Origin of the sequence: Aliiruegeria sabulilitoris, assembly GCF_001558155.1 — a bacterium.
Classification (GTDB): Bacteria; Pseudomonadota; Alphaproteobacteria; order Rhodobacterales; family Rhodobacteraceae; genus Tropicimonas; species Tropicimonas sabulilitoris.
In genome coordinates this window covers 77,041-95,141 of sequence record NZ_LOAS01000003.1, presented here as the reverse complement: position 1 = coordinate 95,141, position 18,101 = coordinate 77,041, and the positions used below count along the sequence as shown (strand labels likewise).

Here is an 18,101-nt window from a genome sequence, read left to right as displayed (position 1 = left end):
AACGTTAAATGGTTAACCTCGCTATTTTGGGGGAGTACGGTAGTGCTGAAGTCGTGTTGTCTTCAGCGCGACCTCGCCATGAACCGACACGGCCGTCATCCAGCTTTCGAATTCCTCCTCCGAAACCGAGTACCACTTGCGCGCTTCCTCCATGGAGATCAAGCCTCCGCGCACGGCCCGAACCACGGCAGCCTTGCGGCTGGCGACCCATCTGCGCGTGTCTTTCGGCGGCAGGTCCGCCCGAGTCATGATGGTTCCATCCGGCAGCGTCACGGCACGCGGCCCGTCGATTTTCTTTATGAACATGTCTAGTACCCACGGGATGCGGTTGAAGAGTTGGTTTTTCGGAAGCTCAACGGAGACCAGTTCTGCAGTCTCCGGAGCATCACGCTCCTTGCCGCCGTCATGGGGGGATGCTGGCCGGGAAGCGGTGCAAAATAGGTTAAGCGGAGCGGCCAACCCGCCGGCTAAGTATCTTCAATGCTCGACATTTTTTAGGAACTCCCGCCCTGCGCCGGTAAGGTTACCTTGACAGTCGGGGCGGGCATTGCCATCTGCTCCCCTTCGGCCCCCAGTCCCGGCAACAAGCGAAAGGCTCCACAAGATGGCGCTCGATGCAAATATACCGTTGAATTCCCTCGGCTTTCCCAAGCCGCCGAGCGAAACCCGTGTGGTCGTTGCCATGTCGGGCGGGGTTGATTCGTCCGTCGTCGCCGCCGAGTTGGCCAGCCAGGGCTATGATGTGGTTGGCGTCACCCTTCAGCTTTACGATCACGGCGCGGCGCTCGCCAAGAAGGGCGCCTGCTGCGCCGGGATCGACATTCACGACGCCCGTCGGGTGGCCGAGGATATGGGCTTTCCCCATTACGTGCTCGATTACGAGAACATCTTCCGCGAAACGGTAATCGACGAGTTTGCCGACAGCTACCTTGCCGGCGCCACGCCGGTGCCCTGCATCCGCTGCAACGAGCGGGTCAAGTTCAAGGACCTGTTGCAGACCGCGCGCGACCTGGATGCCGATTGCATGGCCACCGGCCATTACATCCAGCGCAAGATGGGTCCGAACGGCCCCGAGCTGCATGCCGGTGCCGATCCGCGCCGCGACCAGTCCTATTTCCTGTTCTCGACGACGCCGGAGCAGCTCGACTTCCTGCGCTTCCCGCTCGGCCACCTGGCCAGCAAGGACGAGACGCGGGCACTGGCCGCGCGGCACGGACTGATGGTCGCAGACAAGCCGGACAGCCAGGATATCTGCTTCGTGCCGGACGGGAACTATGCCTCCGTCATCGAGAAACTGCGCCCCGGCGCGGGTGAGCCGGGCGAGATCGTCGATATGGAGGGCAACGTGCTCGCGCAACATGAGGGCGTTATCCACTACACGATCGGCCAACGGCGCGGGCTTGGCATCGGCGGGCTGACGGAACCGCTCTACGTGGTCAAGCTCGACCCGGATGCCCGGCAGGTAATCGTCGGCCCCAAGGAAGCGCTCTCGACCCGGATCGTGCCGGTGCGCGAGATCAACTGGCTTGGCGACGCGCCACTGCAATCGCGCGACGAATGGCACCTCTCGGTCAAGGTCCGTTCCACCCGCCCGCCCCGCGAGGCGATCCTGCGCCCGACCGGGCCGGACACGGCGGAGGTCGAGCTGTTCACCCCCGAGGAAGGCGTCTCGCCCGGACAGGCCTGCGTTTTTTACGAAACCGAGGGCAGCCGCATCTTTGGCGGCGGCTGGATCTGGCGCGGCTGACCCCTCGACACGCCGCGCGAGGCCGGGCACAAAGCGCGGCAGGGCAGAAGGCGCGGGAGCAGCACCATGAACAAGAAAGTCGTGATCGTCGGCGGCGGGTATGTCGGCACGGAACTGGCACAGTCGCTCGAGCGCTACTGCGACGTGACGCTTGTCGAGCGGAAGAAATTCTTCTGCCACGCGCCGGCGATGATCCGGTCTCTGGTACAGCCGGACCTGTTGGAGAAGGCGCTCTTTCCCTATGACAAGCTGTTGCAGCGCGGCCAGGTCATGCAGGCCAGCGTGATGGCGGTGAGTGAAAGCGGTGTCACGCTGGAAAACGGCAAGGCGCTTGCCGCCGATGCCATTGTTGTGGCGACCGGCTCTTCGCACGATACCGCCTTCAAGGCACCGGGCGCATCGGTGGACGACCTGCGCGCCGCCAATCGCGCATTGGCGCAACAGATCGAAGGCGCCGCGTCGATCGCGATCATCGGTGGCGGGGCGCTTGGCGTGGAACTGGCCGGCGAGATCAAGGCCGTTCGCCCGCAAAAGCACGTCACGCTCGTCTCGGACTCATCGCTGACCGATGGCTATGACCCGCGCCTTGGACAAGGGCTTGAAGCCAAGCTGGGCCTGCTCGGCGTGGAGGTCATCACCGGCCAGAAGGCCGTTGACCTGCCGCAGACGCGTGGCGCCTTTGCCGGCCCGGTCCGCCTTGCCGATGGACGCGAGATCGCGGCCGAACTGGTTATCCCCGCGCTCGGGTCGACGCCCAACACCGCGCTGCTCGATCCGCTTCCGGGCGTGGAGAAAACCGCCGATGGACGCGTGCGCAATGATCGATGGATGCGGCCCTCGGAGCTTCCGAATGTCTTTGCCGCCGGCGACGCGGCCGACAACGGCGACCAGATGACGATTGTCGGCGCCTCGCGGCAGACGCCCTGGCTCGCTCGCAACCTGCGCAATTTCCTCGCCGGCAAGCGGATGGACCTGACCCCGGCCTATGGCCCCTGGCGCAGGCCGCCGCTGCTGGTGCCTCTGGGCGAGCATGTCGGGCAATCGATCCTGCCGGTGGTGGGGCTTGTCGGCTCGCGCACGACGCGGCTGGTCAAGGGGCGGGATCTGTTCCTGCCGAAATACCGCAAGCTCTTCCGGACAGGCTGAGGACGCCTCAGCGCGCCTTCGCCAGCCCGTCCAGCACCGCCCGGGCCGCGCGCAGGCCCGGAGCCTCCTGTCCACGCCCCAGCCGCTCCATGGTAAGCTGCATTGCCGCACGTTGCGCATCCGGATTTCGCAGGACGTCCAGAAGCGCATCGGCGAGGGCGTCGGGGCGACAGGCCTTGCCGATGAACTCCGGCACGACGCGGGTGTCGGAAACGAGATTCACCAGCGTCACCGTGTCCACCAGCAGCATCCGCTGCACGATTTTTCCGGTGAGCCAGTTCGCGTCATAGCCGATCACCATCGGCGTGTCGGCGGCGGCCAGTTCGAGCGAAACTGTGCCCGAGGCCGCCAGCGCCACATCGGCGGCGGCAAAGGCCGCACGCTTCTCGGCCTGAAAGGCCTGCGCCGTCTTGCCCCGCGGGTCCAGCAGGATCGGGGAACCGGGCCAGCTTTGCAGGGCCTCCTGCATGATCTCCGCCTTGGCCTCGATCGTGGGCACCACGATGCGCGCGGACGGATGTTCGGCCAGCAGCCGCTTCAGCGTTTCGCCAAAGACCGGTGCAAGCCGCTTGATCTCGCCTCCACGCGAGCCGGGAAGCACGAGAATGAGCGGCGCATCCGACGCGATGCCGTGGCCCGCCCGGAACGCGGCAACATCTTGCTCCGTTGGCTGCGGCTCGGCCACGACCGGGTGGCCGACGAAATCGCAGCGCATACCCGCCGCTTCCATATAGGGCGGCTCGAAGGGCAGCAGCGCCAGCACCTGATCGATAGTCGGCGCCATCTTCACCGCCCGCCCGGGGCGCCATGCCCAAACGGTCGGGGCGACGTAATGCACCGTGCGTTGATCCGGCCGCCGTTTGCGTACCTCCCGCGCCAGTGGCACGCAGAAGGCCGGCAGATCGATGGTCAGCAGGATATCGGGCGCCAGTTCTTCCGCGCGGTCCACCGCTTCGAACAGGCGGCGGCGCAGATGCATGTACTTGGGCAGGATCTCCACGATCCCCATCAGCGACAGTTCGGACATCGGGAAAAGGCTCTGCAGGCCCTCGTCTTCCATCTGTGGCCCGCCGATGCCGTGGAATTCCACCTCTGGCACCAACTCCTTCAACCCCGCCATCAGCGCCGCGCCGAGCTTGTCGCCCGAGGCCTCTCCGGCCACCACGAATACCCGCATCGCTCAGCCTCCCTTCGGCCGCACCCAGAGGAAGAGCCCGGCCGCATCGGCCGCGGCAACTGCCTCCGCGCGGTCGAGCAGCATCACGCCACCCGCCTCGATCACCACGCCGCGCAGGCCCGCCTCGGCAGCCGCGCGGATGGTGTCCGGCCCGATCGTGGGAAGGTCGACGCGCCGGTCCTGACCGGGTTTCGGCGCCTTGAAAAGCAGCCCACCCTCCGGCAGCCCGCTGCGAGTGCCCTTCAGCGAGGAAAGCATCCAGTCCGTGCCCGGCATCGCTTCGATGGCCAGCGCCTGCCGGCGGGCCACGACACAGGCCTGCCCGACATCGGCCACGCCCATCGCGGCGACGATCTCCTCGCCGCGGGCGGCGTCCTTCTCCTCGTTCTTGTCCGGCCGTGCGCGGGTCAGAACGCCTGGATCGGGCAACAACTCGGGCAGGATCTCATGCGCGCCACGGACAGTCATGCCATTCTCCTCGAAAAGCGCGATCAGCTCGCGCAGCGCCCCATCGTCACCCTTGCCAAGCGCACGCAAAAGGCGCGGCACCAGCAACAGCGTTGCGAAATCCAGTCGGCGCAGGCGCAGCTTTGGTCGCGTGATACCGCCGGCCATGCAGATTTCCGTCACGCCCCGGCGACGCAGCTTCCGCACCAGCCCGCCCAACCCTTCGAGATGAAAGGTCAGTTCGGGCGAGAGGCGATCCGGCGCGCTGGCATAACCGCACACCAGCGGCGTCTTGCCCGCCGCGCGGGTCTGCTCGGCCAGGATCTCCGGCAGACGCCCCTGCCCCACGATCAAGGCCAGCATCGGCTTATTCCGGCTGGTGGAAACTGCGGTCGGACTCGCCGGTGATGAACTCGACGATCTGCTGGACATATTCGCTGTCGGAGGCCTCACCAAGCGCCGCCGCGCGTTCCTTGAACGTGCCGCCTTCGGCTGCAAGCGCTTTGTAGGCCGCGCGCAGCTCGGCAATGTCGATCCGTTCCAGCCCGCGCCGCTTCAGCCCGACAAGGTTGAGCCCGACAAGGTGGCCCGCGCCGCCCTGAACCTGGCCGTAGGGAATGACGTCCTTCTCGACCTTGGTCAGCCCGCCGATAATTGCGCCCTGCCCGATCCGCACCCATTGATGCACACCCGAGATGCCGCCGATGATCACATCGTCGCCAACATGGCAATGGCCGGCAAGGCCGGAATTGTTCACCAGAATCACGCGACTGCCGACCTGGCAATCATGCGCGACATGGGTGCCGGCCATCAGCAGGCAGTCATCGCCGATGCGAGTGATGCCGCCGCCGCCCTCGGTGCCCGGGTTGATCGTCACATGCTCCCGGATCCGGTTGCGCGCGCCGATCACCAGCCTGGTGTCCTCGCCGTGGAATTTCAGGTCCTGCGGGATCTCGCCGATCACCGAGAAGGGAAAGATCACCGTGTCGTTGCCGATCGTGGTGTCCCCGGTCACGACGACGTGGGACTTGATCTCCACGCCTTCGGCCAGTTTCACCTTCGGGCCGATCATCGAGAACGGCCCGATGCTCACCCCGGGGCCAATCTCCGCCGCCTCGTCGATCGCTGCCATCGGGTGAATGCGGGCGGTTGGGTCGATGGCCATTCTCAGCTCTCCGAGGCTTCGTTTTTCGGCAGTTGTACCATGGCGGAAAACTCCGCCTCTGCGGCAAGTTCACCGTTCACCAGCGCGCGACCTTCGAACTTGCCGATGCGCGAGCCGGCCCGCTTCACCGACACATGCAACTCAAGCACATCGCCGGGCACGACGGGCCTGCGGAACTTCGCCTTGTCGACCGTGGTGAAGTAGATCATCAGCTCTTCGGTGATCCCGCGCGAAATGCCGATCAGAACAGCCGATGTCTGCGCCATCGCCTCGATCACGAGAACACCAGGCATGACCGGGTGACCGGGGAAATGGCCCTGGAAATGCGGTTCGTTGAAAGTGACATTCTTGACGCCCACGGCGCTCTTGCCCGGGTCAATGTCGCGTACGTGATCAACGAGCAGGAACGGGTAGCGGTGCGGCAGAATCTTCAGGATGGTCTCGTGATCCGCCTCGAGAAGCGCGCTGGTCTCTTCTGTCATGGTTTCCGATGCCTTGTTGTCGTCTGGTCGCCGCGCCCGCGGCTTCCCGGCGTCCTACACGCAGGACTTGCCAACAGCAAGCAGCGCGCGCCGGGTTGTCCCAAGCTGCAGCCAGATCGGCGTGATTTCGAGCTCCAGACCAGGTGTTTTTCAATCTCCCAAGCGCCAAGGGAGCGCTGCTCATTTTTCGGCGGGAGCCGTTGGCTCGGGTGTCTCCTCTGGTGGAGCGGTCTCCTCCGCGCTCGTGCCATCTCCCAGAACCGCGTCGATCCTCGCAATGGCCCGGTCTGTCACGTCGATCGCATCGGCCGAAAGGATGACCGCCCGGTTGTCGAGCAGCGCCACCGCACCGCTGTCGCGGACAATTTCGGACAGGATCGGCAGCGCGCGGCCAGTGAAGATCCGGCGGTCCAGATCCCGCCGCCGTTGGAGCGCGGAGATCTTGGCATCCTGATCCTCACGAAGTTTGACGACCTTTTCGTCGAATGCATCCGCAAGACCACGAAACTCTTCGATAGAGACCTGCTTGCGCTTCTCCGTCAGCTCCAGTTCCTCGACCGTCAGCGCCTCGGTCAGTTCCCGGTTTCGCTCCGCCAACGCCTTCGAGGCCTGCGCAAAATCTGCCTGAAGGCGTTTCCCGAACAGGGTCTCGGCATAGAGGCGATCCTGATCAAGCGTCAGAACGGGCGAATTGATCGGCGAAAAGACCTGGGCCAACGCAGGAAGCGGGGCAAGCGACGCCGCAAGCAGCAGCCAGCAAGACAGTGCCTGCCCCCAAAAACGACGCATCAGAAGGACGTCGACACGGTGAACTCGAAGTTCTGCTCCTCGTCATAATCCTCTTTCAACAGAGGCCGCGAGAAGTTGAACCGCAACGGGCCGAGCGGCGAGTCCCACAAAAGCGCGACACCGGCCGCGGAACGGAGATAGAAGTCGTCATCGACCTCGTCATTTCCATCCGTGCCACCAGCAGTATTGTCGAGCCCCCAGACCGAGCCGATATCCCAGAACAGGCCGCCCGAGATGCCGTATTCCTCGGGCAAACCGATCGGGAACTCGGCCTCGAAACGTGCCACGGCGAAATAGTTGCCACCCAGAACGTCCTCGTTGCCGACATTCAGGTCGCGCGGACCCACCGAGTTGGGCTCGAAGCCCCGGATTTTCCGCGACAGCATGTAGCGTTCGAAGATCCGGCTTTCGCCACCGGTGAAGGCCACCGCACCGCCTTCCAGTTCGGCCCGGAAGGTGACGTCTTCGTTGAAGGTCTGCTTCTTGGCCCGCAGCAACGCCTCGGTCCGAACGAAGCTCGCGCCGTCCTCGCGGCCTCCGAAATCCTGCCGGAAACGGAGATAGACCCCTGAACGCGGGTCCAGACCGTTGGTGATGGTGTCGTAGATATAGGAATAGCCGACCGAGAAGGAGCTCAGCGGGCCCATCTCCTCTTCCTGCTGGAGGATATAGGAGGACACATCATCATCGGAATCGCCGTCATCGTCGGTGTCGTCTGTACCGTCCTCGACACCGTGCAACTTGCCGTAATCATAGGTCGCCCGAAGGCCCAGCCGCGAAAAATCAGTCAGCGGGAAGGTCAGAGAGGGTTCGAACTGGCCCAGATCGGTATCGTAGGAGGAGTTGTCCTGCTCGGTCTTGCGATAATAGGCAGACAGTCCGAAGGCGACGTCTCGTCCCAGGAAGGCCGGTTCGACGAAATTGAAGTTGAAGGTCGAGGTGGACCCCGTGATCCCGAGACCCGCGCTGAGCGACTGCCCCCGACCGAGGAAGTTGCGCTCGGTGAAGGAGAAGTTGAAGCCTAGGCCGTCAGAGGTACCATAGCTTGCGCCGAAGCCGAGCGAACCGGTCGGCGCCTCCTCGACATTGACATCCACGACAACGAGATCGCTGCTGGAGCCCTGCCGGGCTTCCACCTGGGCGTCCTTGAAGAAGCCGAGCGCGCGAATCCTGTCCGCCCCCTGGCGAATCTCACGCGCGTTGAACGGGTCGCCCTCGGCAACGTCGAATTGACGGCGCACCACTCGGTCGAGCGTTGTCGTGTTGCCCTCGATGTCGATCCGCTCGACGAAGATCCGCGGACCGCGGCTGATGACATACTCGATATCCAGCGTCAGATCGCGGTCATTGCGGGTCACGCGCGGTTCCACGCGGATGAAATCCAGACCCCGGCGCGAGGCGAGGGTTTCGAGCCGGGTGATGTCCGTGTCGATCGGCACCGGGGAATAGACCGTGCCGGAACGGAGCTTGGCCGTCTTGCGGAAGGCATCGATATCGATATCCGCAACGGTCGAAGAGACCGAAACCTTACCGACCCGGAACTGTTGTCCCTCGCGCAGGTTGAAGGTGACGACATTGCCGCGGCGGTTGCGGTCGATCTCGGCCGTCGCGCTGAGAACCTGCACGTCGACATAGCCACGGTTGGTATAGAAATCGCGCAGCAGCTGCTTGTCATATTCCAGCCGGTCCTCAACCAGCGTGTCGCGCGCCACGAAGGCCCGGAAGATCCCGGCCTGCTTTGTCTCCAGCGCCCGGCGCAGCCGGTAATCCGAATAGCTCCGGTTGCCGACGAAGGAAATGCGCTCGATCTCGGAGACCTTGCCTTCCTGGATCTCGAACACGAGGTCCACGCGGTTGTCGGAGCGACGAATGATCTTTGGCGTGACGGTCGCGGCAATTCGGCCTGTCTGCCTATAGGCCTCGGCGATATTGGCCGCATCTGCCTCGGCGTCCGTGGGAGAATAGATTCGGCGCGTTTGCGATTCGACGACCTCGGAAAGCGCCGTGTCGTTCAGGCGACGATTCCCCTCGAAGGCGATCACGTTGATAGTCGGGTATTCCTGAACCTTGATGATCAACGTGTTGCCACTCGGAACCAGTTCCACGGTCTCGAACAGGCCGGTACCGGCAATGCCCTGATATGCATCGTTCAACTCGGCGGCCGAAACCGTCTGCCCCCTGCCGATTCCGGCGTAAGTGGCGATGGTAGCGGCATCAATTCGCTGATTCCCCTGAATATCCAGGTTCGTGAAGCTGTAGCTCTGGGCCATGGCCGCTTGCGGAAAGGTGCCGCCGGAAACCATCAGAACCCCCGAGAGGGCCAATGCCGCCACACCGGAAAGCTTCCGTGTCCGGCTGCTCTTCCGGGCGTTCATGGCAGTGCCGCCCGTTATATGTTTTTTCATGCTGCCGCCCCCCAGGCGCGAGGTTCTCTTATTTATGCCATTTGCTAGCGAGGTTCGCATCTCTTGTCAAAACGACAAAGGGCGCCGCGTGAGCGTCGCCCTCCCTCAAGAAATATCGGCGGAAATCAGCCTGCAAGCAGGGATCCGAGCGCCGCGGCACCGGTCAGAGCCGCGATAATCGCTGCAATATAGAAGAACCTGTCCCAGTTCAGCTGAACAATCAGGCTGATGCTTTGGTACCCAGCGGACATCGTTTGCATGACTCGCACCCTTTGCGCGTTTCGTCTTGGCCTCAACTTAGCCGGAAAATATGTCCAGATTGGGGCGAAACGACGCGCTTTATGGGCAGAACAAATCGTTGGTGACCGCGAAAACCATCAGGCTCAGCATCAGTGTCAGACCGATTCCCATGAGCACACGCAATGCGTTGTCGCTTGGCGGGCGCCCGGTGATGGCTTCGTAGAGATGAAAGGCCAGGTGGCCGCCGTCGAGAACCGGAATCGGGAAAAGGTTCAACAGGCCGACCGCCGTCGAGAGCACCGCAATGAACCAGATGAAATTGCTTGCCCCCTGGCTCGCCGCCGCGCCCGAAGTCTCGGCAATGCCGATGGGGCCGCGCAGGTTGCAGGACGAAATCGCGCCCGTCACCATGTGCCAAAGGCCCGAGAGAGAGCTTTTGACGATGAACCAGGTCTGATCGACACCGTAGTTGATGGCCTCGAAAACACCCGGCGCCTCGGTGGCCGGCGTGAAGAGCAACCCGCCGGTCATGCCGATGAGCCAACGGGTCTCAAAGCTGCCATCCGCGTTCGGCACGTCCACGCGCCGCGGCGCAAGGACGAATTCGAGCGCCTCGCCATCACGCCAGACATCGAGCTTCAACGCCCGCCCCTCGGAGCCGGCCACGGTTTCCTGCAATTGCTTGAAGGCCGTGATCGGGGTGCCGTCGATGGCCGTGATCACGTCGCCGACTTCGATTCCCACATCCATCGCCGCCGAGCCCGGTTGCAGCCCGTCTACCATCGGTGGGAAAGGAAATGGCCCGTCCACCGAGACCTGCCGTCCCGCGCGCTCGATCTCGTAAGACACCGTCTCGGACACGTCCAGCCCGCGCACGACCTCGAAGAAGCCGACATAATTGATGGCTTCCTGCCCGCCGACCGAAAGGATTCGATCCCCCGGCATGAGCGCCTGCACCTGCGCCGGCATCGGCTTGAGCGCGCCCACTTCCACCGGCTCCTTGGCCGTGCCTTCCCACAGGATCATGGCCGAGAAGACGAGAATCGACAGGATGAAATTGAACACCGGCCCCGCGGCAACCGTCGCCGCACGCGCCCAGAGCGGTGCGCCATGCATGGTGTGGCGGCGCGTTTCCGCATCCATCTCCTCGAAATCGTCCGAGGCCTTGTCGCTGGCCGCCGAAGCATCGCCCAGGAATTTCACGTATCCGCCAAAGGGAAGCGCCGCGACCTGCCACTGGGTGCCATGTTTGTCCGTGCGCTTGAGCAGGACCGGCCCAAAGCCAATGGAGAACACCTCCGCCCGGATCCCGGACCAGCGGCCCACGATGTAATGGCCGTATTCATGCACGAAAACGATCACGCTGAGAGCGATGACAAAGGCGGCGATGGTCCAGAGAAGGCCCCCGAATTCGGGGATCAGCGAGGCAAAATCCATATGATATCAAGCATCCATGTTGATCCGGGCCGCGGCCTCGGCCGCACGCATCCGAGCGACATGATCTGTTTCAATGACATCTTCAAGGCACATGCGGTCACATTTCAGGGCGTTCTCGCCTTCCATTGCGGAAAGCACCTCCTCCACGACGACCGCCATGTCGGTGAACCGGATCTCTCGCGCAAGAAAGGAATCCATCGCCCGCTCCTTGGCGGCGTTGAACACGGCGCCGGCAAGGCCACGCATCGCCATCACCTCGCGCGCAAGCCGCAGAGCCGGCCAGCGGGCCTCGCTGGGCTCGCGGAATTCCAGCTTTCCGATCCGCGCGAGGTCCAGCCGCTCCACGGGCAGCGACCGGCGATGCGGGTAGTGCAGCGCATAGCCGATTGCGTGGCGCATGTCCGCCGGGCCCACATGCGCCATCAGCCCGCCATCGTTGAAGCCGATCAGCGCATGCACCAGCGATTGCGGGTGCACCAACACCTCGATCTGGCGAGGGTCAAAACCGAAAAACTCTCTTGTTTCAATCAGTTCCAGGGACTTGTTGAACATGGACGCGGAATCGACCGTGATCCGCTGCCCCATATCCCAGTTCGGATGGGTACTGGCCTGTTCCGGCGTCGCTTTCGGCAGGTCCTCCAGCGGCCAGTCCCGAAAGGCCCCGCCGGACGCTGTGATGATCACCCGTTCCACCGCGGAAATATCTTCGCCAACAAGGGCTTGCCAGACGGCGCTGTGCTCGCTGTCGACCGGCAGAACATCGGCCTTGTTGGCCCGTGCTGTCCGCATCAGCAACTCGCCGGCACAGACGAGCGATTCCTTGTTGGCCAGCGCCAGGGTCGCGCCCTGTTCCAGCGCCTTCAGCCCGGGCACCAGCCCCGCCGCGCCGACAATGGCGGACATGACCCAGTCAACAGGGCGTTCCGCGGCCTCGGCGATCGCCATCGGGCCGGCCGCAACTTCGATTCCGGTGCCTGAAAGAAGCTCTGCAAGATCCTGTTTGTATTCTGGAAAACAGGTCACAGCCAGCTTAGCGTTGAGCGAGATCGCCTGCTCCGCTAGCCGCGCAATATTGCGCCCGCCGGACAGGGCCACGACCTCGTATTCCTCCGGGGCGCGCGCGATCAGGTCCACCGTGTTCTCGCCAATGGAGCCGGTGGAGCCAAAGATCGACACCCGTTTCATATACGAACCTCCGGCACATCCACCAGAAGCGCTAGGAGCAGCATGAAGAGCGAGGCGCCCAACAGCCCGTCAAAGCGGTCGAACAGCCCGCCATGGCCGGGAATGATGGCCGAGGAATCCTTGACCCCCAACCGGCGCTTGAGTGCGCTTTCGGCGATATCCCCCATCTGAGAGGCGAAGGACAGCAGCATGGAGAGCCATATGAGATCCCGCCCGGCATCGGTGAAGGTTAGGAAGATCGCCCCGATCAGGCCGGCACCTATCCAGCCCGCGGCCGTCCCGGACCAGGTCTTCTTGGGGCTGATACTCGGCCAAAATTTCGGCCCGCCAAAATGGCGCCCGGCGAAATAGCCTGCGATATCCGTCACCACGACACAGATGACCATCCAGAATAGCCAGGTTCCGCCATAGGCTTCACGCGCTTCTACAAGGCCCCAGCCAGCCAGCGTTATCCCGAACGCAAACAGAAAAAATGTAATCTTTTCCAGTGGCATGGAGAGCATTCCTGCCAAGGCGGGCAGGAACAGGAGAAACAGGTGCCAATCGGGCTGCTGCGGGGTCAGCCCGGAAATGACGGAGGCGGAGAAGGCCGCGAGCAGCATCGCGCCTACGTCCCATCCCGGCCGGATCATCCGCGCCAGTTCCCAGATCATCACCGAGGTGACGAACACCACCAGCATCTGGAACCAGATACCACCGAGACGGATCGCCACGATGCCGATCAGCACCATGAGCAATCCGGTCCATGTCCGCGCATTCAGGTCTTCCCAACGTGCGGTGGACGTCTTTTTATTGCCTTCAGCCAAGAACCGCTCCATATCGCCGCTCCCGCTTGCCATAGCTGGCAAGCACCTCGGCGAATTTATCTGCCGTGAAATCGGGCCAAAGCGTATCGACGAATTCATATTCCGAATAGGCCGATTGCCAGAGCAGGAAATTCGAGATCCGCGCCTCGCCCGATGTCCGGATCACCAGATCCGGGTCCGGCAGGGTATGGGTGTCGAGGAAACGGCCCAGCGTTTCTGCATCGACGTCATCAGGGTCCAGCCGCCCGTCCGCGACCTCGCGGGCCAGCCGCCGGGTCGCCCGGGTAACCTCGTCCCTGCCACCGTAATTCAGCGCGATCGTCAGGTGAACATGGTCATTGTCCGCCGTCAGCGCTTCCAGGTCGTCCATCAACTTCACCAGCTTGCGATCCAGACGGTCACGATCGCCGATAAAGCGCACCCGTACCCGCTTGGCCAGCAAACGCTGCGCCTCTTTCAGGATATAGCGGCGAAACAGCGTCATCAGCCCGGAAACCTCGGTCTGCGTCCGCTTCCAGTTTTCGGTCGAGAAGGCAAAGATCGTCAGGTAGCGCACGCCGAGATCCGGGCAGGCCTCCACGATCTCGCTCACCCGGCGCGCGCCGGCCTGGTGGCCGAACAGACGCGGACGGCCGCGGGCGGTTGCCCAGCGGCCGTTGCCATCCATGATGATGGCGACATGTTCGGGGGCCCTCTGGAGGCTGTCTTCGGCGGGCATCAGGCCCCCTTTCAGCTTTGCCAAACGATCCGCAGGTCAGACCTGCATGATCTCTTCCTGCTTGTGCTCCAGGGTGGCATCGACCAGCTTGATATGCTTGTCGGTCATCTCCTGAATGTCGTCATGCCACATCTTTTCCTCGTCTTCGGGCATGCCGTCGGACTTGGCCTTCTTGAGCTTGTGCATGCCGTCCTGACGAACGTTGCGAATGGCGATTCGGGCACTCTCGGCATAGGTCGCGGCGACCTTGGTCAGCTCGCGGCGGCGCTCTTCGTTCAGCTCCGGGATCGGCAGGCGGATGATGGTGCCATCGACGACCGGGTTGATGCCCAGCCCGCTCTCGCGCAGCGCCTTCTCGGCCTTGGAGACCATGGTCTTGTCCCAGATGTTCAGCGTGATCATCCGCGGCTCCGGCACGTTCACGGTGCCGATCTGGTTGAGCGGCGTCATCGCGCCATAGGCATCGACCTGGATCGGATCCAGCATGGACGCCGAGGCCCGGCCCGTCCGAAGCGTCAGGAATTCCGCCTTCAGCGCCTTGATCGCCCCATCCATCCGGTGTTTCAGGTCGGCGACATCGGGTTCTTCATAGTCTGCTGACATGTGCCTGTTCCCTCCCAAGCATCTCATTCGTTCGCCACGTTCTACAATCGCTGCAACGCGTTGTATAGCATCCGCGCGGCGTTGTTTAGAACGGAAAGTCCATAATTTCCGTTTCCGCGAAATCGACGCGGCCGGCAAAGCTCGAAGCTGCCGGCCGTTATCCCGCTTCGGGATGGCACATGCAAGGGGGCGCCCGGCCGCCGGTTCAGCCCGCGCCTTTTCGGCGCCGCCGGCGGCTCGCGAATGCCCCCGCGCCCAGCACCGAGCCCAGCAATACCGAGGATGCAGGCAGCGGAACCGGCGAGATCTCGACCGAGATATTGTCGAATTGGTGGTAATCGGCGGTCTGGGTCCAGGTCACGCTGACGACACTGTCGAAGCCTGCGAAATAGAAGGTCTCCATGCCCCAGACACCGTCGAGATCGAAGGTTTGCTGGACGGTCGCCCCGTTCTCGTAGGTGCCCGTGAAAGTCACACTCGTATCGCCGATCCGGTTGGACGCGAGTTCGGACAGGTCTATGGATTGCAGGTCGAAGGCGCTGCCGTCGTTCGCCGCAAGCTCGGTTACACCGTTGACGCGGTTGTTGAGTATGGATGTCGATCCGGTATTGTAGCGCGTATTGCTGCTCTCGGGGACGGCAAAGGCGGTCGTGGTGCTGGAGGTCAGGTTCGTCAGCGTGAAATCGTCGTAGCTATAGGTTCCACCGATAAAGTCGAAGGAACGTCCCGACGTTTCCAGATCCTCGAAATCTATTGTGATCGCTTGCGCCGACGTTGCGAATCCCGCCACGAGAAGAGTGGTCCAGATCCATAGTATTTTTCCAAATCCCAACATGACGCCTGCCAATTCCAACTGCTCTCGGACCGATTTCCATCGGTTCTTAGGGAATTTTTAAGCATGAATATCGGCGAGAAAGCGGCGCCGGTTTGGTGATTTGTTAACCTTTTCGGGGTTCTCAGCCCTGAACGCGGGTATAGGTGCCCTCGCCGGCAAGGATGCCGCGGAAGCCGCCCGGCTCGTCGAGCGAGAAGACGATGATCGGCAGGTTGTTGTCGCGTGCCAGGGCAATGGCGGAAGCATCCATCACCTTGAGCCGCTTGGCCAGGCACTCATCATAGGTGACGCTGTCATATCGTACGGCATCGTCGAACTTTACCGGGTCCTTGTCATAGATCCCGTCCACCTTGGTGCCCTTGAAGATCGCCTCGCAGGCCATCTCGTTGGCGCGCAGCGCGCCCGCGGTGTCCGTGGTGAAATAAGGGTTTCCGGTGCCGGCGGCAAAGATGCAGACCCGCTTCTTCTCCAGGTGGCGTACCGCGCGACGGCGGATGTAAGGCTCGCAAACCTCGTCCATGCGAATGGCGGAGATGACGCGGGTAAAGACGCCCATTTCCTCGAGCGCGGACTGCATCGCGAGCGCGTTCATCACGGTGGCGAGCATGCCCATGTAATCGGCCGTGGTGCGCTCCATGCCTTGCGCGGAGCCCGACAGGCCGCGGAAGATGTTGCCGCCGCCGATCACCATGCAGATCTCGACGCCCAGGTCGTGGACCGATTTCACTTCATTGGCGATGCGCTGCACGGTGGGCGGGTGCAGACCGTAGCCCTGGTCGCCCATCAATGCCTCGCCTGAGATTTTCAGAAGGACCCGTTTATAGGCCGCTTTCGGTTGATCCTCGGTCACGTCGAGCATATCAAAATCCCTCTGATCTGGCTTCCGCGCCTTCCTGTCGGAAAACGGCGCGATCTTCAACCGTCAAGGCGCGTTTCAATGGCAATATCCGTCGGTGAAATCGATCCCGGCAAACCGGTCCTCATTGCCGGACCGACGGCCAGCGGCAAGTCCGCCCTCGCGCTCGAGATCGCGGAGGCGCAAGGCGGCGTGATCGTGAATGCCGACGCGCTGCAGGTCTTTGCCAATTGGCGCATCCTGACGGCGCGTCCGCCGGACGAAGACCTCGCGCGGGCGCCGCACCTGCTCTATGGACATGTCGGGTCGAGGGAAGACTACTCGGTCGGCCACTGGCTGCGCGAGGTCGCGGAGATCCTGTCCGGTCCGGAGCGGGCGATCATCGTTGGCGGCACCGGGCTCTATTTCTCGGCGCTGACCGAAGGCCTGGTGGAAATCCCGCCGACTCCGTCGGAAATCCGCAATGCCGGCAATGCGATGACGCGCGAGGCGATGCTGGCCGAACTGGACCCCGAAACGCGTGCCCGGATCGACATCGCCAACCCGGCGCGGGTGCAGCGGGCCTGGGAAGTGTTGCGCGCGACCGGCAAGGGGCTCGCGCCCTGGCAGGACGAAACGCCTCCCGCCCTGCTGCCGCTCGATGCCGCGCAGGCTTTCGTGCTGGAGGCCCCACGCGACTGGCTGACACCACGGATCGAGCGGCGGTTCGGGTTGATGATCGCAGCCGGTGCGCTGGAGGAAGCCCGGACAAACCTGGATGACTGGGACCCCGCCCTGCCCTCCTCGCGCGCCATCGGCGCTGCTGAACTCATTGCCCATCTGCGGGGCGAGATGGATCTCGACGCAGCCACGCGTGCCGCCTGTATCGCCACCCGCCAATATGCCAAGCGGCAGCGCACATGGTTCCGGGCACGGATGAAGAGCTGGCGGAAAATCCCGCCCGATAGCTGATTACACGGCCGCAAAGCAGGAATCGAACATCTGCGTGCTTGATTCGCAGTTATCCACAGGGCAGAAAGAGCAATATCGAACCCTGCTGCCCAAAGGTTCCGCTCATGTCCGTGATTCCCGCCGCACCTGTCGGCCCGCTCCGCCTTGTGCCCATGCAACGCCTGACCCATGGCGGGCGCTGGCGCACCGAGGCGATGCGCAGCTACCGGATGCCCGTCCTGCTCTGGTTCACACGCGGACAGGGGCGCATCACCGTGGCCGGGCTGACGCGCGGTTATGGCGCGCATAACGCCGTCTTCATCCCGGCCGGCACGATGCATGGCTTCGACGTGTCCTCGCAGGTCTATGGCACGGCCGTCTTCTTCAACGAAACCGTCCCGCTGGACTTGTCCACCACCTCCTTCCACCTGCGGGTGCGCGATGCCCGCCACCAGGGCGAGATCACCGGCCTTCTGGAGAGCCTGCAACGCGAGATCGACGGCGAGCGCCCGCTCAAGGACCGCGCCATCGCCCATTACGGCGGGCTGCTCTCCGTTTGGCTGGAACGGCAGCGCTTCGAGGCCGAGGACCGCCCCGAGGACAGCGCCGCCCGCGCGCTGGTGCGCCGCTTTACCGAGGCGATCGAGGAGCAACTCTATACCGGGCAATCGGTGAGCGATTATGCCGAAGGCCTCGGCGTGACCCCGACCCATCTCAGCCGCGTCTGCAACCAGACCTGCGGCCGCCCCGCCTCAGACCTGCTCGCCGACCGGATCACGTTTGAGGCGCGCCGTCTGCTGCTCGACACCTCCCTGCCCGTCAAGCGCGTGGCCGAAGTGCTGGGCTTCAACTCGGCGGCCTATTTCACCCGCTCCTTTCACCACCGGACCGGCCAGACCCCGAGCGACTTTCGCGAAGCGCGCCGGGCCTGAGGATTTCAACCTGATTTCAGGCAGTTCCATTACGGAGCCCCGCCGGGCCGGATATCTGTCGCAGCGCCCGGATTTCGGTTGCCTGCGAACGTGGTGTCGTTTTTGATTCCGACGAATGTCGCAATCGGCTCCTGAAGGGTCAAATGTGAGCGTTGACGGACCAGTGCATCTGATGCCGATTGCAAAGGTCGACAGGGAACA

General features: G+C 63.3%; 19 protein-coding genes. 4 read left to right on the top strand and 15 right to left on the bottom strand.

Annotated features, from left to right (window positions below):
• Nucleotides 1-21 precede the first annotated feature (21 nt).
• The gene (gene sciP, locus AX756_RS04925) at nt 22-306 is read right to left on the bottom strand and encodes a CtrA inhibitor SciP (protein ID WP_068309270.1); all 285 of its coding nucleotides are present in this window, start codon (nt 304-306) and stop codon (nt 22-24) included.
• Nucleotides 307-604: 298 nt separating this feature from the next.
• On the opposite strand from sciP, the gene mnmA reads away from it, so the two are divergent.
• Together mnmA and AX756_RS04915 are read left to right on the top strand one after the other, a co-directional pair.
• The gene (gene mnmA / locus AX756_RS04920; RefSeq protein WP_068309268.1) at nt 605-1,747 is read left to right on the top strand and encodes a tRNA 2-thiouridine(34) synthase MnmA; all 1,143 of its coding nucleotides are present in this window, start codon (nt 605-607) and stop codon (nt 1,745-1,747) included.
• Between the two features lie 66 nt (nt 1,748-1,813).
• Nucleotides 1,814-2,893 carry an FAD-dependent oxidoreductase gene (locus AX756_RS04915; protein ID WP_068309267.1) on the top strand — a complete coding sequence of 360 codons (1,080 nt, stop codon included), beginning with the start codon at nt 1,814-1,816 and terminating at the stop codon, nt 2,891-2,893.
• Nucleotides 2,894-2,900: 7 nt separating this feature from the next.
• Here the strand turns inward: AX756_RS04915 and lpxB are convergent, their stop codons facing one another.
• From lpxB to pyrH, 14 genes are all read right to left on the bottom strand, one after another.
• Complete coding sequence (gene lpxB / locus AX756_RS04910; protein ID WP_068309264.1) at nt 2,901-4,070, bottom strand: lipid-A-disaccharide synthase; 1,170 nt, start codon at nt 4,068-4,070, stop codon at nt 2,901-2,903.
• 3 nt (nt 4,071-4,073) lie between these two features.
• Nucleotides 4,074-4,880 carry an LpxI family protein gene (locus AX756_RS04905; RefSeq protein WP_068309262.1) on the bottom strand — a complete coding sequence of 269 codons (807 nt, stop codon included), beginning with the start codon at nt 4,878-4,880 and terminating at the stop codon, nt 4,074-4,076.
• A 4-nt stretch (nt 4,881-4,884) separates the two neighbouring features.
• Entirely contained in the window at nt 4,885-5,682 is a 798-nt protein-coding gene (gene lpxA / locus AX756_RS04900) for an acyl-ACP--UDP-N-acetylglucosamine O-acyltransferase (RefSeq protein WP_068309260.1), read from the bottom strand.
• 2 nt (nt 5,683-5,684) lie between these two features.
• The gene (gene fabZ / locus AX756_RS04895; protein ID WP_068309258.1) at nt 5,685-6,164 is read right to left on the bottom strand and encodes a 3-hydroxyacyl-ACP dehydratase FabZ; all 480 of its coding nucleotides are present in this window, start codon (nt 6,162-6,164) and stop codon (nt 5,685-5,687) included.
• 180 nt (nt 6,165-6,344) lie between these two features.
• Nucleotides 6,345-6,953: an OmpH/Skp family outer membrane protein gene (locus tag AX756_RS04890; RefSeq protein WP_068309255.1), complete on the bottom strand. Its 609-nt coding sequence runs from the start codon at nt 6,951-6,953 to the stop codon at nt 6,345-6,347.
• Entirely contained in the window at nt 6,953-9,358 is a 2,406-nt protein-coding gene (bamA, locus tag AX756_RS04885) for an outer membrane protein assembly factor BamA (protein ID WP_082738941.1), read from the bottom strand. Before bamA ends, AX756_RS04890 begins: the two co-directional genes overlap by 1 nt.
• 125 nt (nt 9,359-9,483) lie before the next feature.
• Nucleotides 9,484-9,618, bottom strand: a complete 135-nt coding sequence (locus AX756_RS26610) for a hypothetical protein (protein ID WP_269432942.1) — start codon at nt 9,616-9,618, stop codon at nt 9,484-9,486.
• A 79-nt stretch (nt 9,619-9,697) separates the two neighbouring features.
• A complete protein-coding gene (gene rseP, locus AX756_RS04880) occupies nt 9,698-11,035 on the bottom strand; it encodes an RIP metalloprotease RseP (protein ID WP_068309252.1) in 1,338 nt (445 codons plus the stop codon).
• Nucleotides 11,036-11,041: 6 nt separating this feature from the next.
• Entirely contained in the window at nt 11,042-12,220 is a 1,179-nt protein-coding gene (dxr, locus tag AX756_RS04875) for a 1-deoxy-D-xylulose-5-phosphate reductoisomerase (RefSeq protein WP_068309250.1), read from the bottom strand.
• Nucleotides 12,217-13,026, bottom strand: a complete 810-nt coding sequence (locus tag AX756_RS04870) for a phosphatidate cytidylyltransferase (RefSeq protein WP_269432941.1) — start codon at nt 13,024-13,026, stop codon at nt 12,217-12,219. Before AX756_RS04870 ends, dxr begins: the two co-directional genes overlap by 4 nt.
• Nucleotides 13,019-13,744, bottom strand: a complete 726-nt coding sequence (gene uppS, locus AX756_RS04865) for an undecaprenyl pyrophosphate synthase (protein WP_068309556.1) — start codon at nt 13,742-13,744, stop codon at nt 13,019-13,021. The genes AX756_RS04870 and uppS overlap by 8 nt, the downstream gene beginning before the upstream one ends.
• Nucleotides 13,745-13,780: 36 nt before the next feature.
• On the bottom strand, nt 13,781-14,347 hold the full coding sequence (frr, locus tag AX756_RS04860; protein WP_068309246.1) for a ribosome recycling factor: 567 nt from the start codon (nt 14,345-14,347) through the stop codon (nt 13,781-13,783).
• A gap of 205 nt (nt 14,348-14,552) precedes the next feature.
• Nucleotides 14,553-15,137 carry a VPLPA-CTERM sorting domain-containing protein gene (locus AX756_RS04855; protein WP_068309244.1) on the bottom strand — a complete coding sequence of 195 codons (585 nt, stop codon included), beginning with the start codon at nt 15,135-15,137 and terminating at the stop codon, nt 14,553-14,555.
• Nucleotides 15,138-15,303: 166 nt separating this feature from the next.
• Complete coding sequence (gene pyrH, locus AX756_RS04850) at nt 15,304-16,041, bottom strand: UMP kinase (protein WP_068309555.1); 738 nt, start codon at nt 16,039-16,041, stop codon at nt 15,304-15,306.
• Between the two features lie 78 nt (nt 16,042-16,119).
• Between pyrH and miaA the strand changes: the two genes are divergently transcribed.
• Nucleotides 16,120-16,989, top strand: coding sequence for a tRNA (adenosine(37)-N6)-dimethylallyltransferase MiaA (miaA, locus tag AX756_RS04845; protein ID WP_068309242.1), 870 nt, complete (start codon nt 16,120-16,122; stop codon nt 16,987-16,989).
• A 104-nt stretch (nt 16,990-17,093) separates the two neighbouring features.
• Nucleotides 17,094-17,900: an AraC family transcriptional regulator gene (locus tag AX756_RS04840; RefSeq protein WP_068309240.1), complete on the top strand. Its 807-nt coding sequence runs from the start codon at nt 17,094-17,096 to the stop codon at nt 17,898-17,900.
• The last annotated feature ends 201 nt before the right edge of the window (nt 17,901-18,101 follow it).